12 protein-coding genes are annotated in these 14,441 nt (G+C 72.9%); 5 read left to right on the top strand and 7 right to left on the bottom strand.

Going from position 1 to position 14,441, the window contains the following annotated elements; genetic code table 11:
* Positions 1–35: 35 nt before the first annotated feature.
* The 6 genes from ABD709_RS03980 to ABD709_RS03955 are packed head-to-tail and all read right to left on the bottom strand — an operon-like array spanning position 36 to position 6,939.
* A complete protein-coding gene (locus tag ABD709_RS03980; RefSeq protein ID WP_344772518.1) occupies positions 36–2,777 on the bottom strand; it encodes a fumarate reductase/succinate dehydrogenase flavoprotein subunit in 2,742 nt (913 codons plus the stop codon).
* A complete protein-coding gene (locus ABD709_RS03975; protein WP_344772516.1) occupies positions 2,774–3,559 on the bottom strand; it encodes an ABC transporter ATP-binding protein in 786 nt (261 codons plus the stop codon). Before ABD709_RS03975 ends, ABD709_RS03980 begins: the two co-directional genes overlap by 4 nt.
* Positions 3,556–4,446, bottom strand: a complete 891-nt coding sequence (locus ABD709_RS03970; protein ID WP_344772514.1) for an ABC transporter permease — start codon at positions 4,444–4,446, stop codon at positions 3,556–3,558. The genes ABD709_RS03975 and ABD709_RS03970 overlap by 4 nt, the downstream gene beginning before the upstream one ends.
* Positions 4,443–5,882, bottom strand: coding sequence for an aliphatic sulfonate ABC transporter substrate-binding protein (locus ABD709_RS03965; RefSeq protein WP_344772512.1), 1,440 nt, complete (start codon positions 5,880–5,882; stop codon positions 4,443–4,445). Before ABD709_RS03965 ends, ABD709_RS03970 begins: the two co-directional genes overlap by 4 nt.
* 11 nt (positions 5,883–5,893) lie before the next feature.
* Entirely contained in the window at positions 5,894–6,187 is a 294-nt protein-coding gene (locus tag ABD709_RS03960; protein ID WP_344772510.1) for a 4Fe-4S dicluster domain-containing protein, read from the bottom strand.
* Positions 6,184–6,939 carry a GntR family transcriptional regulator gene (locus tag ABD709_RS03955; RefSeq protein WP_344772508.1) on the bottom strand — a complete coding sequence of 252 codons (756 nt, stop codon included), beginning with the start codon at positions 6,937–6,939 and terminating at the stop codon, positions 6,184–6,186. The genes ABD709_RS03960 and ABD709_RS03955 overlap by 4 nt, the downstream gene beginning before the upstream one ends.
* A 189-nt stretch (positions 6,940–7,128) precedes the next feature.
* Between ABD709_RS03955 and gatC the strand changes: the two genes are divergently transcribed.
* Genes gatC through gatB form a run of 3 tightly spaced genes read left to right on the top strand, consistent with a single transcriptional unit; the run spans position 7,129 to position 10,468 of the window.
* Positions 7,129–7,428 carry an Asp-tRNA(Asn)/Glu-tRNA(Gln) amidotransferase subunit GatC gene (gatC, locus tag ABD709_RS03950; protein ID WP_344772506.1) on the top strand — a complete coding sequence of 100 codons (300 nt, stop codon included), beginning with the start codon at positions 7,129–7,131 and terminating at the stop codon, positions 7,426–7,428.
* On the top strand, positions 7,425–8,954 hold the full coding sequence (gene gatA / locus ABD709_RS03945) for an Asp-tRNA(Asn)/Glu-tRNA(Gln) amidotransferase subunit GatA (protein ID WP_344772504.1): 1,530 nt from the start codon (positions 7,425–7,427) through the stop codon (positions 8,952–8,954). Before gatC ends, gatA begins: the two co-directional genes overlap by 4 nt.
* Positions 8,951–10,468, top strand: a complete 1,518-nt coding sequence (gatB, locus tag ABD709_RS03940; RefSeq protein WP_344772502.1) for an Asp-tRNA(Asn)/Glu-tRNA(Gln) amidotransferase subunit GatB — start codon at positions 8,951–8,953, stop codon at positions 10,466–10,468. The genes gatA and gatB overlap by 4 nt, the downstream gene beginning before the upstream one ends.
* Positions 10,469–10,556: 88 nt before the next feature.
* Here gatB and ABD709_RS03935 read toward each other — a convergent pair whose 3' ends face one another.
* On the bottom strand, positions 10,557–11,498 hold the full coding sequence (locus ABD709_RS03935) for a hypothetical protein (protein WP_344773029.1): 942 nt from the start codon (positions 11,496–11,498) through the stop codon (positions 10,557–10,559).
* Positions 11,499–11,899: 401 nt separating this feature from the next.
* Here ABD709_RS03935 and ABD709_RS03930 point away from each other — a divergent pair, with 401 nt between their 5' ends.
* Both ABD709_RS03930 and ABD709_RS03925 read left to right on the top strand, forming a co-directional pair.
* Positions 11,900–13,510: a prenyltransferase/squalene oxidase repeat-containing protein gene (locus ABD709_RS03930; RefSeq protein WP_344772500.1), complete on the top strand. Its 1,611-nt coding sequence runs from the start codon at positions 11,900–11,902 to the stop codon at positions 13,508–13,510.
* A gap of 6 nt (positions 13,511–13,516) precedes the next feature.
* On the top strand, positions 13,517–14,431 hold the full coding sequence (locus ABD709_RS03925; protein WP_344772498.1) for a hypothetical protein: 915 nt from the start codon (positions 13,517–13,519) through the stop codon (positions 14,429–14,431).
* Positions 14,432–14,441: the final 10 nt, after the last annotated feature.

The following is a 14,441-nucleotide window of genomic DNA, read 5'->3' as shown; positions in this document are numbered from 1 at the left end:
TCCTTCAAAGACACATAATCGAGTGGATTACTCGACTATACCTGGTCCCGCAGCTGACGTCGCGCATAGCCGCGCACATCGGCGTCCGTGTCCTTGGTCGCGATCTCCAGACCGTCCCGCACGTCGGGACGAGCCGTCCACCGGCCCAGCGCGATCACCGCCGCCTTGCGCACGTCGAGGTGCGGGTCGGCGACGGCGGTGAGCAGCGCCGGTACGGCGACCTCCTCGCCGCACCCGCCCAGGCCGCGCGCCGCACCGGTCCGGACCTGCCAGGCCGGGTGCTCGAGCCCGTCGACGCAGAGCCGGTCGAGGCCGCCGGCACCCGAGACGCCGGCGGCCGCTTCCAGGGCCGCCGCCCGGACCAGCGGCTCGTCGTCGCCGGCGAGCCGCACCAGGGTGTCGGCGCCGTCGCCCAGCCGGCCGAGGCCGTGCGCCACGGCGACGCGGATCTCCCGCTCGGGGTCGGCGGCCGCGCCGGCGACGCCGGCGACGTCGTCGAGCGACACCAGGCCGCGCACGGCCTGGAGCCGGACCCGGACGTCGGGGTCGGCGACCGCCGCGCTGAAGTCCTCGGTGGACCCGAGCACGAGCGCGCGCAGGGTGTCGAGCACAGCCGCGCGGACGACCGGGTCGTCGCTTCCGCGGGCCGGGTCGAGCGCCCGGGCCAGCTCCGGCTCGGCGGGCAGCACCTCGACCAGCTCGCGCAGCGCGGTGGCCGCGGCACGCCGTACTCCCTCGTCAGCGTCGACGAGGGACCGGGCCAGCAGCAGGCCGGTGCCGGCGGGGACGATCTCGGTCACGGTGGCGACGGCGGTACGGCGCACCTCCGCGTCCTCGTCATCGAGGAACGACTCCAGCTCGGCAGCGCTCGGACCGGACTCGGCCAGCTCGAGCAGCTCCAGGATCCGCGGCGAGCGCAGCGTCGTGGCGCCCGCCTGTGCGTCCTCGACGAGCACCGGGCCGGTCGCCCGGTGCTGGGGCTCGATGACCGTGAGCAGCCCCTCCTCGACCGGCTCGGGCACCTCGATGTCCGCCACGGGCACCAGGTAGTCCGCGACCGGACGGCGCACGAACTCCATCGCTCCGTCCGCCCGCCGGCGGACGTTGAGGTGGAAGAACCAGTTGGTGTCGTCGCGCTCGGGGAGGTCGGCCCGCTCGTGGTAGAGCCCCCAGCGGCTCTCCTCGCGCACCATCGATGCCCGCGCGGCGAGCTCCGCGCAGTCGCGGATGAACGAGACCTCCGCGCAACGCATGAGCTCGTGCGGCGTCCGCGCGCCCATCTCGTCGAGCTCGCCGCTCATCCGGGTGAACGACTCGATCGCGATCTCCAGCTTCTTCGCGGTCTTCGGCGGCGCCACGTAGTCGTTCACGAAGCGGCGCAGCTTGTACTCCACCTGCGGCTGCGGCGGACCGTCCGGCCGGCGCAGCGGCGCGTAGATCAGCTCGTGCGCGGCCGCGACCTGCTCCTCGGGGAGCGACTCCGGCCGCTGGTGGTGGGTCGCGGCGTGGGTGCCGGCAAGCTCGCCGAACACGAACGCGCCGATCATGTAGTTGTGCGGCACGCACGCCAGGTCGCCCGCGGCGTAGAGCCCCGGCACGGTGGTCTGGGCGTCCTCGTCGACCCACACGCCGGACGAGGAGTGCCCGCCGCACAGCCCGATCTCGGAGATGTGCATCTCCACGTCGTGGGTGCGGTAGTCGTGGCCCCGGCCGGCGTGGAACGTGCCGCGGGTGGGTCGCTCGGTGTGGTGCAGGATCCCCTCGAGCTCGCTGACCGTCTCCTCCGGGAGGTGCGTGAGCTTGAGGTAGATCGGGCCGCGTGCGGAGTCGATCTCGCGCTTGACCTCGGACATCATCTGCCCCGACCAGTAGTCGGAGTCGACGAACCGCTCGCCCTCGGCGTTGACCTGGTAGCCACCGAACGGGTTGGCGACGTAGGCGCAGGCCGGGCCGTTGTAGTCCTTGATCAGCGGGTTGATCTGGAAGCACTCGATCCCGCTGAGCTCGGCCCCCGCGTGGTAGGCCATCGCGTAGCCGTCGCCGGCGTTGGTGGGGTTCTCGTAGGTGCCGTAGAGGTAGCCGCTCGCCGGCAGCCCCAGCCGTCCGCACGCACCGGTGGCGAGGACGACCGAGCCGGCGGCCACGGTGACGAACTCGCCGCTGCGGGTGTCGAAGCCGACGGCTCCCACCGCGCGGCCGCCCTGCGCCGGATCGGTGAGGACGCGGACCGGCATGATCCGGTTCTCGATGGTGAGCTTGTCGCGGATGTGGCGCTGCCGCATCACCCGGTAGAGCACCTTCTTGACGTCCTTGCCCTCGGGCATCGGCAGGACGTACTTGCCGGACCGGTGCACCTGGCGGACGGCGTACTCGTTGTGCTCGTCCTTCTCGAACTTCACGCCGTAGCGCTCGAGCCGCTTGACCATGTCGAAGCCGCGGCTCGCGGTCTGCCACACGGTGCGCTGGTTGACGATGCCGTCGTTGGCGCGGGTGATCTCGGCGACGTAGTCCTCGGGCTTGGCCTTGCCGGGGATCACGGCGTTGTTGACGCCGTCCATCCCCATGGCGAGGGCACCGGAGTGCCGCACGTGCGCCTTCTCCAGCAGTACGACGTCCGCGCCCGCCTCCGCCGCGGTGATCGCGGCCATGGTGCCGGCGGTGCCGCCGCCGATGACCAGCACGTCGCACGACAGCTCGCGCCGTTCGTCGACAGGCGGGATCGCGACGCTGGCGCGGACGCCCGCGGGCGCCCCGGTCGGGGTGTCGGTCGTCGTCATGCCACGGCCCTTCCTGCCTCGACGGGCGCCAGCGACCGGGTGGTCGACAGGTCGGCGAGCACCCGGGACCGGAACGCCGCGCCCGGGGGTGCACCGGGGTCGCGGGGTCGGTCGACCGGGTGCTCGCCGACGATGCCGTCGCGCCCGAGCACGACGATCCGGTCGGCCAGCAGCAGCGCCTCGTCCACGTCGTGGGTCACGAAGACGACGGTGCAGCCGGACGTACGCCAGGCTTCGATGAGCAGCCGCTGCATGGACGCGCGGGTCTGGGCGTCGAGCGCGCCGAACGGCTCGTCCATGCAGATCAGGCCGGGCTGGGCGGCGAGCGCGCGGGCCAGCTGGACCCGCTGCCGCATGCCGCCGGAGAGCTGACCGGGCAGCCGGTCCGCGAACCGGGTCAGGCCGACCCGGTCCAGCCAGTCCTCGGCGCGACGCCGGCGCTCGGCGCGCGACAGGCCCTGGACCGCGAGCGGGAGCTCGACGTTGCGGCGGGCCGAGCGCCAGGGGAGCAGGGCGTCGTCCTGGAAGACCAGCGCGCGGTCGGCGCCGGGGCCGCGGACGACCCGCCCGTCGGCGACGATCTCGCCGCTGATCGGGCGCACCAGGCCGGCGATGGCCCGCAGCAGCGTGGACTTGCCGCAGCCGGAGTGGCCGAGCACGACCAGGATCTCGCCGGGGGCGACGTCGAGGTCGAGGTTCTCGACGACGGGCTCGCCTGCGTAGCCGAGGGTGAGGTCGGTCGCGCGGACGGCGGACGCGGACGAGCCGCTGGGGGTGGTCACGACTTGCTCCTTTGTTCCGAGGGCAGCCAGCGGGTGAGCCGCCGGCCGACGAGCTCGACGCACCCGGAGGTGATCCAGCCGATGGCGCCGATCGACAACATGCCGACCAGGACGTGGGGGTAGTCGACGATCGTGTAGGCCTGCCAGGTCCGGTAGCCCAGGCCGAAGTCGCCGGAGATCATCTCCGCGGAGATCACGCAGATCCACGCGACGCCCATGCCGACCGACAGGCCGCCGAAGATGCCGGGGACGATGCCGGGGAGGACGACCGACGAGAGCAGCTGGCGCCGGTTGGCGCCCATGGTCAGCAGCGCGTCCTCCCACACGCTGGGCAGGGCGCGCACGGCGTGCCGGGTGCTGACCAGGATCGGGAAGAACGCCGCCGTGGCGGTGATGAAGACGATGCCCTGCTCGTTGGTGGGGAAGAGCAGGATCGCGACGGGCACCAGGGCGATCGCCGGGATCGGCCGGGTGATCTCGAGCAGCGGCTGCAGCACGTCGGCGGCCCAGCGCGAGCGGCCGAGAAGCACGCCCACCCCGACGCCGAGCACCGAGGCGATCGCGAAGCCGGACAGGATCCGCACCACGCTCTGGGCCAGGTCCTGGTAGTAGAGCGAGGTCCCGAGCTGCACCCGGAACGCGTCGAACACCTCGACCGGGCCGGGGAGCCGGTTGAACCGCAACCACAAGACCACGTCCCGGTCGGTGAGCAGCTGCCAGATCCCGAGCGCGACGGCGACCGACGCGAGCCGGACCGCCCAGCGCCGGACCCGGACCGCCGGCGACGTCCGCGGCCGGCGCCGCGCCGGCGCGGCCGCGAGCTGGCCGAGGTCGTCGACCGGCTCGGTCGCGTCGACGGCGGGTGCCGGTGCCTCGACCGCGGTCATCCCGCGCTCCTCGCGGCGTCGAGCGCCTCGTCCCAGGTCAGCTCGTGGGTGCCGGGGTGCTGGCCGGCGTACTGGTCGGCGGACTCGCGGGTCGCGAACGGCACCAGCTCGTCGCCGTCCTGCAGCCAGATCATCCGGTCGGCGAACCAGCGGGTGCCGGTCTCGGCGTCCGGGATGTACGCCGCCCGCAGCGTGCCGCCATCGTCGAGCACGTCGGCGGCGTTCTCGAGCAGGCACTCGGGGTTCGCGACCGGGCGGGTGTCGTCCTCGCCCTGGACCCAGATCTCGCCGGCGAGCGCGGGGTCCTCGACCTTCTCGTGGCAGACCTCGTCGGTGCCGGTGATCGCGGCGGGGTTCGTCGTCGACGCGGCGGCGTGGTCGTAGCCGTCGCCGTACGCCTCCTTGATCAGCGAGTCGTCGACGAAGGAGTCCACGTCGACCGGGTCGGTGAGCACGCCGATCGACTTGAGGAACGGGACGTCGTGCTGCAGCGCGTCGACCTGGTCGGTCTTGAGCGTGGTGTCGAAGGTGGAGACGCCGTTGCGGCCGTTGTAGAGGTAGACCACCTCCGGCGGCAGCCCGGTCTCGTCGGCCACGATCTGCGCGGCCTCCATCGGGTGCTCGTGCAGGAAGTCCGTCGCCTCGATCTGCGCCTCGAGGAAGGCCTGCACGATCTCCGCGTGCTCGTCGGCGTACTCGTTGCGCACGACGGTGCCGTGCAGCGTGGGGAGGTCGAGCTCGCCGCCGTCGTAGACCAGGCGGGCGTCGTCGCGGAAGGCGAGCAGCCCGGGCCAGGCGACGAACTGCGAGACCGCGTCGACCGAGCCGGCCTGCAGCGACGAGGCGCCGACCGAGGGGTCCTGGTTCTCGATGGTGACGTCCTGGGCCGGGTCGATCCCGTCCTTGTCGAGGGCCTGGACGAGGGTGCCGTGGCCGGCCGAGCCGACGCTGGCGGAGATCGTCCCACCGTCGAGGTCGTCGAGAGTCTGGACCGGTGAGTCCTTCCCGACGACGACGCCGTTGAGCGCGCCGTGCGGGTTGTAGCCGGTCACCGCGACCATCGAGTCGCCGTCGTCCCCGGTGCCGGCGCGCGAGCCGTTGATGAGCAGCGGGTAGTCGCCCATCGAGCCGATGTCGATCTTGCCGGCCAGCATCTGGGCGGTGATCGGTGCGCCGGTGTCGTAGTCCTGCCAGTCGACCTTCAGGTCCGGGTCGATGTCGTGCAGCTTGTCCTCGAAGTAGCCGAGGTGGCGCAGCAGGGTGCCGGCCGTGACGGTGTTGATGGTCTTGGACTGGTAGCCGATCGTCACCACGTCGTCGGCGCTGTCCGAGGCGCCGGCCACCGAGCACGCGCTGAGACCGGAGGCGGCGATGCCGAGGGTGGCGAGGGCGGCGAGCGCGCGGCGGCTGGACGGGGCGGGGCGGGCGGGTCTCACGGAACGGCTCCTCATCGGACGAGGTAGGGGATGTTGACGGTGACGGCGCCGGTGGGGCAGCGGTCCGCGCACGGGCCGCAGTACCAGCACTCGTCGACGTGCATGTAGGCCTTGTTGGTCTCCGGGTCGATCGCCAGCGCGTCCAGCGGGCAGACCTGGACGCACAGGTTGCAGCCCTCGATGCACAGCGACTGGTCGACCGACACGGGCACCTGCGCGCGGTAGTCGACGAGCGGGATCGGCGTGCTCCCGTCGCTGCAGCCCGCCTTCCGGCTCGGCGGGGTCGGGGCGGTCGGGCTGGTCATCGGGCCTCCAGAGGGGTGCGTCGGGTGGTGCCGTGCAGGGTCAGCCGGTCGCCGCGGAACCGGATGAACTCGAGGTCGACCGGGCGGCCGTCCTCGAGGTGGGTGAGCCGCTCGACCATCAGCAGCGCGCTGTGCCGCGGCACGCCGAGCACGTCCGCGCTGTGCGCGTCGGCGCTGACCGCCTCGACGGTGAGGTCCGCGTGGCCGAGCCGGCTGCCGGAGACCTCCTCGAGGAGCGCGAACACGTCCTGGGACGCGAGGTCCCGGTCGAGCAGCTGCCGGCCGAGGTCGGGCACGAGGTAGGTGAGGTCGAGGGACACCGGTACGCCGTCCAGGTGCCGGAGCCGCTCGACGTACACGACCTCGTCCCCGGTCGCGAGGCCGAGGTGCTCGCGGACGCCGGCGGGCGGCCGGATCACGGCCAGCGCCCGCACCTCGTTGTGGATCGTGCCGCGGCCGTGAAACACCTCCGCGAGGCCCTCGAGCCGGTCCAGCCCGTGCGGGTGCTTGCGGGCGACGACCGTGGTGCCGACGCCGGGGCAGCGGTCGACGAGGCCCTCGGAGCGGAGCAGCTCGAGTGCGGCGCGCACGGTGTTGCGGGTGGTGGCGAACTCGGCGACGAGCTCGGCCTCGGACGGCAGCGCGCCGGTGAAGTGGCCGAGCAGCACCTGGCGGCGCAGCACGTCGGCCACCTGGCGGGCGCGATCGGCGCGTCGCCGGGGCAGCTCGGCCACGGCTTCGGAGGAGGACATGGCGGAAACGCTACTAAGTCAATATAGATTCCTGAAACACCACGGGATTACGCCACCGGAAATACCTTGCACCCGGCTCTGACCTGCGGGTATCCGCGGACCCGCCCCCGATCCGCCACCCCGGGTGTCTCGGCATCCGAGACCGCCCCGGCCTCGGCTCGTCGGACGGCCGGTCCCTAGGATTGGGTCATGGCTGAGATAACCCGAGACGAGGTCGCGCACCTGGCCGACCTCGCCCGGATCGACCTCGACGACGCCGAGCTGGACCACCTGGCTCCGCAGCTCTCGGTGATCCTCGAGTCCGTGGCGTCCATCCGCGGCGTCGCCGACGACGACGTCCCGCCGACGTCGCACCCGGTGCCGCTCACCAACGTGTTCCGCGAGGACGTGGTGCAGCCCTGCCTGACGGCCGAGCAGGCCTTGTCGGGAGCCCCCGCCAAGGAGGACGGCCGGTTCTCCGTGCCGCGGATCCTGGGGGACGAGCAGTGACCGAGCTGATCAGGAGGACGGCGGCCGAGCTGGCCGCCGCGCTCGCCGCGGGGGAGACGACCTCGGTCGAGCTGACCCAGGCGCACCTGGACCGGATCGCGGCGGTCGACGGCGACCGGGACTCCGGGGTGCACGCGTTCCTGCACGTCGACGCCGACGGAGCGCTGGCACAGGCCGCGGCGTCGGACGAGCGGCGCCGGGACGGGGAGCCGCTGGACGTCCTCGACGGCGTGCCGATCGCGGTCAAGGACGTGCTGGTGACCAACGGGCTGCCCACCACCTGCGGATCCCGGATCCTCGAGGGCTGGGTGCCGCCCTACGACGCGACCGTCGTCCGCCGGCTCAAGGCGGCCGGCCTCCCGATCCTCGGCAAGACCAACATGGACGAGTTCGCGATGGGCTCCTCCACCGAGCACTCCGCCTACGGCCCCACGCGCAACCCGTGGGACCTCGGCCGGATCCCCGGGGGCTCCGGCGGCGGGTCGGCGGCCGCTGTCGCGGCCTACGAGGCCCCGCTGGCGATCGGCACCGACACCGGCGGCTCGATCCGCCAGCCCGGCGCGGTCACCGGAACCGTCGGCGTGAAGCCGACCTACGGCGGGGTGTCCCGCTACGGCCTGGTGGCGCTGGCCAACTCGCTCGACCAGGCCGGACCGGTCACCCGGACCGTCATGGACGCGGCGCTGCTGCAAGAGCTGATCGGCGGCCACGACCCCCTGGACTCGACCTCGGTCGACCAGCCGGTCCCGGCGCTCGTCGATGCCGCACGGCAGGGCGCGTCCGGCGACCTGACCGGCGTCCGGGTCGGTGTGGTCACCGAGATGTCCGGTGACGGGTGGCAGCCGGGCGTGATGGCCCGGTTCCAGGAGTCGGTCGACCTGATGGTGCGGGCCGGCGCCGAGGTCGTGGAGGTCTCCTGCCCGCACTTCGTGCACGCGCTGGCGGCCTACTACCTGATCCTGCCGGCCGAGGCGTCGAGCAACCTCGCGAAGTTCGACGCGATGCGCTACGGCCTGCGCGTCGTGCCGGAGGGGAACCCGAGCGCCGAGGAGGTCATGAAGGCCACCCGCGACGCCGGCTTCGGCGACGAGGTGAAGCGCCGGATCATCCTCGGCACCTACGCCCTGTCCAGCGGCTACTACGACGCCTACTACGGCCAGGCGCAGAAGGTCCGCACCCTGATCAGCCGTGACTTCGCCGCGGCGTTCGAGCGGGTCGACGTACTCGTGTCCCCGACGGCGCCGACGACGGCGTTCAAGCTCGGCGAGAAGCTGGACGACCCGCTGGCGATGTACCTCAACGACCTCGCCACCATCCCTGCCAACCTGTCCGGCGTCCCGGGCATCTCGGTGCCCGCCGGGCTCGCGAACGAGGACGGCCTGCCGGTCGGCCTACAGGTGCTCGCCCCCGCGCTCGCCGACGACCGGTGCTACCGGGTCGGTGCCGCGCTCGAGACCGTGCTCGCGAGCCAGTGGGGCGGACCGCTCCTGGACAAGGCCCCGGCCCTGGACGGAGGAGACCGATGACCACGACCACCGACACGCTGGTGCCGTTCGACGAGGTGCTCGAGCGCTACGACCCCGCGCTCGGGCTCGAGGTGCACGTCGAGCTCAACACCGCGACGAAGATGTTCTGCGGGTGCCCGACGGAGTTCGGCGCCGAGCCCAACACCCAGGTCTGCCCGACCTGTCTCGGCCTGCCCGGCGCGATGCCGGTCGTCAACGGGAAGGCCGTCGAGGCGGCGATCCGGATCGGCCTGGCGCTCAACTGCGACATCGCGGAGTGGTGCCGGTTCGCCCGGAAGAACTACTTCTACCCGGACATGCCGAAGAACTTCCAGACCTCGCAGTACGACGAACCGATCTGCTTCGACGGCTTCATGGACGTCCCCGTCGAGACGGGCGACGGCGAGACGCAGGTGTTCCGCGTCGGCATCGAGCGCGCGCACATGGAGGAGGACACCGGCAAGTCCACCCACGTCGGAGGCGCGACCGGCCGGATCCACGGCGCGGACTACTCGCTCGTCGACTACAACAGGGCCGGCATCCCCCTGATCGAGATCGTCACCAGGCCGATCACCGGAGCGGGGGAGATGGCACCCGCCGTCGCGCGGGCGTACGTCGCCCAGCTGCGCGACCTGATCGTCGCCCTCGGGGTCTCCGACGCGCGGATGGAGCAGGGCTCGATCCGCGCCGACGTGAACCTGTCCCTGGCGCCGAAGGGCTCGGGTGTGCTCGGCACGAGGACCGAGACCAAGAACGTCAACTCGCTGCGCTCGGTCGAGCGGGCGGTGCGCTACGAGATGTCGCGGCACGCCGGGGTCCTCGACGGAGGCGAGCGGGTGCTGCAGGAGACCCGGCACTGGCACGAGGACACCGGTGTCACGACGTCGGGCCGGGAGAAGTCCGACGCCGAGGACTACCGCTACTTCCCGGAGCCGGACCTGGTGCCCGTCGCGCCGTCCCGCGAGTGGGTCGAGGAGCTGCGCGCCACGCTGCCCGAGAACCCCACCCAGAAGCGGGCTCGCCTCCAGCAGGAGTGGGGCTTCTCCGACCTGGAGATGCGCGACACGGTGGGTGCCGGCGCGCTCGACCTGGTCGTGCAGACCGTCGAGGCCGGAGCCTCGCCGCAGACCGCGCGCAAGTGGTGGCTCGGCGAGCTGGCGCGGCGCGCCAACGACACCGAGACCGCGATCGACGCCCTGGGGGTGACCCCGGCCGACGTCGCCGCCGTGCAGGCGCTCGTCGACGAGGGCACGATCAACGACAAGCTCGCCCGCAAGGTGTTCGAGGGCCTCTACGCCGGCGAGGGCACGCCCGCCGAGATCGTCGAGAAGCGCGGTCTGGCGGTCGTCTCCGACGAGGGCGCCCTGTCCGCCGCGGTCGACAACGCGATCGCCGCGAACCCCGCCGTCGCCGACAAGATCCGCGACGGCAAGGTGGCGGCCGCCGGTGCGCTGATCGGCGCGGTGATGAAGGAGATGCGCGGCCAGGCCGACGCCGGCCGGGTGCGCGAGCTGATCCTCGAGAAGCTGTCCTGACCCCTGGCCGGGCAACGCCGCATGTGCGGGGTTGCCCGGACCTCGGCGGCAACGGCCGGCCGGGCAACCGCGCACGTGCACGGCTCGATCAGGCGACCCTCGTGCGCGCCGGGAAGTGCGGGCGCCAGGCGTCGGAGAGCCGGGACGGCACGTCCGGCTCGCCCCGCTCCCGCAGGACCCGCCAGATCCGGGCGAGCGTGCGCCCGGGATCGCCGTAGATGCCGCTGGCGACGACGATGATGACGCGGTCACCGTCGTTCTCTGTCTCCTCACGACGGTCGAGGTCGGCCTCCCACTGGTGCTCGCGCTCGATGTGGTGCCGGCCGTCGTACTCGATCACGGTGCGCGACCTCCGGTACCTCAGGTCGTGGCGCCGCAGGACCATGCCGTCCTGGTCGCGGATCGCGAGGTTGACATCGGGCTCGGGCAGCCCGCCGAGGACGATCAGCATCCGCAGGCGCGTCTCCATGGGCGAGTCGACCCGCTCGCGGACGTACGCCGCGGCGGCTCGCGCGGGCCGGGCGCCCGAGCCGGACGCCCTCGCGCAGAACTCGCGCAGCCGCGCCGGTGTCGTCCGCCCGGTCCGCACCAGGTGGTCGCCCACGACGACGAGGTCCACGAGGGTGAGAAGCTCGCCCAGCTCCACGAACATCTGCTCGACGCCCGACACCCGGACGCCGCGCACCTCGCGCACCTGCGCGCTCGTTGACGCGAGATGGCACCGGATCCCGGCCCGCTCTCTGCGGTGCCGGCGGTCGAGCACCGACACGTGCTCGTCGGGAACGACCGGAATGGGAACGCCGTGGAGCCTTGCCGCCGACACATGGCTGGCGAAGGAGGTCGGATGGAACGGCACGAGTGCGGCTTCGGCGCGCAGGCTGGGAGTCAGCTCCACGGACGCCGCGACGTAGACGCCCCGAAAGACGCGTCGGAACCCGGAGCCCTCGAGGCGGCGGGGATCGAGGCCGAGCGCGACGGCGTCGGCCCGCGAGAACGGGCGGCGGATGTCCAGAGCCACGAGAACCAGCATGGCCACGCTCGTCTCCTGGCGCGTGGCCCTTCCACAGGGCTGGAGAACCGTGCACGTGCGCCGTCCGGTGGCCCCGATGTGTCCGTCATCGTTCGTCAACCGCGCACGTGCGCGGTCCGGCCGTCCGGTGACCCGTGTCACCGACCGGTCCACCGCTCGGCTGGCATTGGTCCGCGACCCGCGGCGAGAGGTAGCCTGCGGCGACACACATCAACACGCCCGCGGTGGGGGAAGCCGGTCGAATCCCGGCGCTGACCCGCAACCGTAGGTCGCACCTCTCGGGGGAGTGCGGCGAGCCGGAGCACCTGGCGCGGAGCGTCCTGACATCAACGCTGTCGTGGTGAGCAGCGGGTCGGGCGCCGCAAGGCTCCTTCCCCGCTGCGCAGCGGGAAGGAACCACCATGTCCCCGAACATCCTGCGCCGGACGGGAGCGATCGCCCTGTCGGGCGCGGTCGCCGCCGGCCTGACCCTGGCCGGGCCGGCCGCGCACGCGGCCACCGACCACCGGCCGGCGAACATGGCCGCCGGCTGGCTTGCTGGGGAGCTGGTCGACGGTGCGCTCCAGAGCTCGTTCGGCGGGCCCGACTGGGGCCTCACCATCGATGCCGGCCTCGCGTTCGAGGAGGTGGGCGGGCACGAGGCGGAGCTCTCCAGCATCGCCGCTGCCGTCGAGGGCCACGTCGCCGACTACGTCACCGGTGACAGCTTCGGCGACGCCGACAGCACGTACTCCAAGGCGACCGCGAAGGCGGCGTACTTCGCCGAGAGCGTCGGTGCGGACCCCACGGCGTTCGGCGGTGACGACCTGATGACCCGCCTCGGAGCGACCCTCCAGGCGTCCGGCCGGATCAAGGACATCTCCGCCTACGGCGACTACGCCAACGTGATCGGACAGGCCTTCGCCGCGCGCGTGCTGGTCGATCAGGCCAGCAGCTCTGCGGGCGCGGCGCTCAGCTTCCTGCTGAGCCAGCAGTGCGCGGCCGGCTGGTTCCGCCAGGACTTCACGCACGTCGGCGCTGACCCGGCGAACTTCGACCCGGGCACCGCGACGGACGCTCCTTGCTCGGCCGGCGCCGACGTCGAGAGCACCCCGAGCGTGGACACCACTGCGCTGACGGTGATGCTCCTCGAGCCCCTGGCCGGCACCGACCAGGACATCGCCGCTGCCCTCTCCGGCGCCGTCGACTGGCTCCAGAGTGCGCAGCGGACGAACGGCTCGTTCGACGACGGCGGGGACATCGGCCCGAACGCCAACAGCACGAGCGTGGCCGCCTGGGCTCTGCGGGTCGCGGGCGCCGACAGCGCTGCGGCCCGGGCCGCGACGTGGGTGCGCGCGCTCCAGATCGGTGAGACCGCCTGCGACGGCGCGGCGACGGTCGACGAGGGTGCCGTCGCCTACACGGCAGCGGACTACAAGGCCGCCGTCGCCGGCGGCGTCACCGACCGTGCCAAGTTCGACCGCGTCGCGACCCAGGCCGTTCCGGCGCTCCTGGCCGCGCCGGCCGCGACGACCAACCTCAAGCTCGGCGGTGCGCCCAGCTTCCTCGACGGCGGGACGAAGCAGAAGCTGTCACCGTCGGGCCTCGCCCCTGGTGAGCGGGGTTGCGCGAGCATCGGCGGCAATCACCGGTCCGTCGTCGGTGACGCCGACGGCGCGGCGACCGTGCTGGTCCCCGTGCCCGACCGCACCAAGCAGGTCACCGTCGCGATCGAGGTCGTCGGGCAGGCCGTGGGCACGCCCAGGGTGGCTCTCGCCGCCAAGCGCCTCCCGGTCGACCTGCGGCAGCGGGTGCAGCCCGGCGGGACGCAGCGTGTGGTCGTCGACGGTCTCTGGCCGGGCGAGAGTGTGGTCGTGAAGAATGCCGGCGACCTGGTCGCGCGCGGCCGGGCCGCGGAGGACGGCTCGTTCGTGGCGAAGTTCCCGGTGGCGCGCAAGGCGGGCAGCTGCGAGGTGGCCGTCCGTGGCCAGTTCGGTGACCGCCACGGCTCGACGTCCTACCAGGTGGGCTGAGCGACGATGCTGCGCAGGATTCTCGGACCGGTGGCGGCGACGGTGCTCGTCGCTGCCGTCGGCGTCCTGGGCGCTCCGGCGGGCACCGCGGATGCCGTGCCGCAGGCCGCCGCAAGGGCTGGGGCCTGCAGCGGCTCGGACGGCGTCACCGCGATCGTCGACTTCAACGAGCTCGGCGGCGGCGTGACGGCCGCGTGCGACCTCGGCGGAGGCGGCAAGGCTGCGTCGCAGCTGTTCCCCGACGTCGGCTACCCGCTGACCTACGCCCAGGAGGGTTCGGGCTTCGTCTGCCGTGTCTCGGGCGAGCCGGCCGAGGATCCTTGCGTCCGGACGCCGCCGGCGACCGCGTACTGGAGCCTTTGGTGGTCGGACGGCAAGTCCGAGAAGTGGGTCTACTCCTCCGACGGTGTCGGCAGCCTGACCGTCCCGGACGGCGGCTACGTCGCGCTGGCCTGGCACCAGGGCTCCGGCAGCGCGTCCCCGCCGGATGTCGTCCCGAGCGCGCACGACACGTCGACACCGAGCCCGACGGGCGGCGGTGGCGCCGGTGGGTCCGGCGGCCGCCACCACGGCAGCTCGCCGACCAGCCCCGCGTCGCCGAGCACGACCGGCTCGTCGGCGGTCTCGCCGTCGTCGAGCCCGACCGCCTCGTCGCACTCGCGCATGAAGAAGCACCACCGTCACCACGACGGTCCGGCGAGGACGAAGCACCACCGGCACCCGGGCACGGAGCCGACGCCCAGCGCGTCGGCCGACGGCTCTGCGACCCCCGCGGCCGGCGACATCACCGCCGGACCGCCGGCCGACGTCTCCGGAGAGGACGACGGCTCCTCCTTCCCCGTCTGGCTGGGCGTGGGCATCGCCGTCGTGGTGCTGGGAGCCGCGGTCGCCGTACCGGTCCTGCGCCGGCGGGCGGGATGATGCCCCGGTG

It is taken from the genome of Nocardioides panacisoli, assembly GCF_039537325.1.
GTDB classification, from domain to species: domain Bacteria; phylum Actinomycetota; class Actinomycetes; order Propionibacteriales; family Nocardioidaceae; genus Nocardioides; species Nocardioides panacisoli.
Note: the sequence above shows the minus strand (reverse complement) of the source record. Positions and strands in the feature narration are given on the sequence as shown.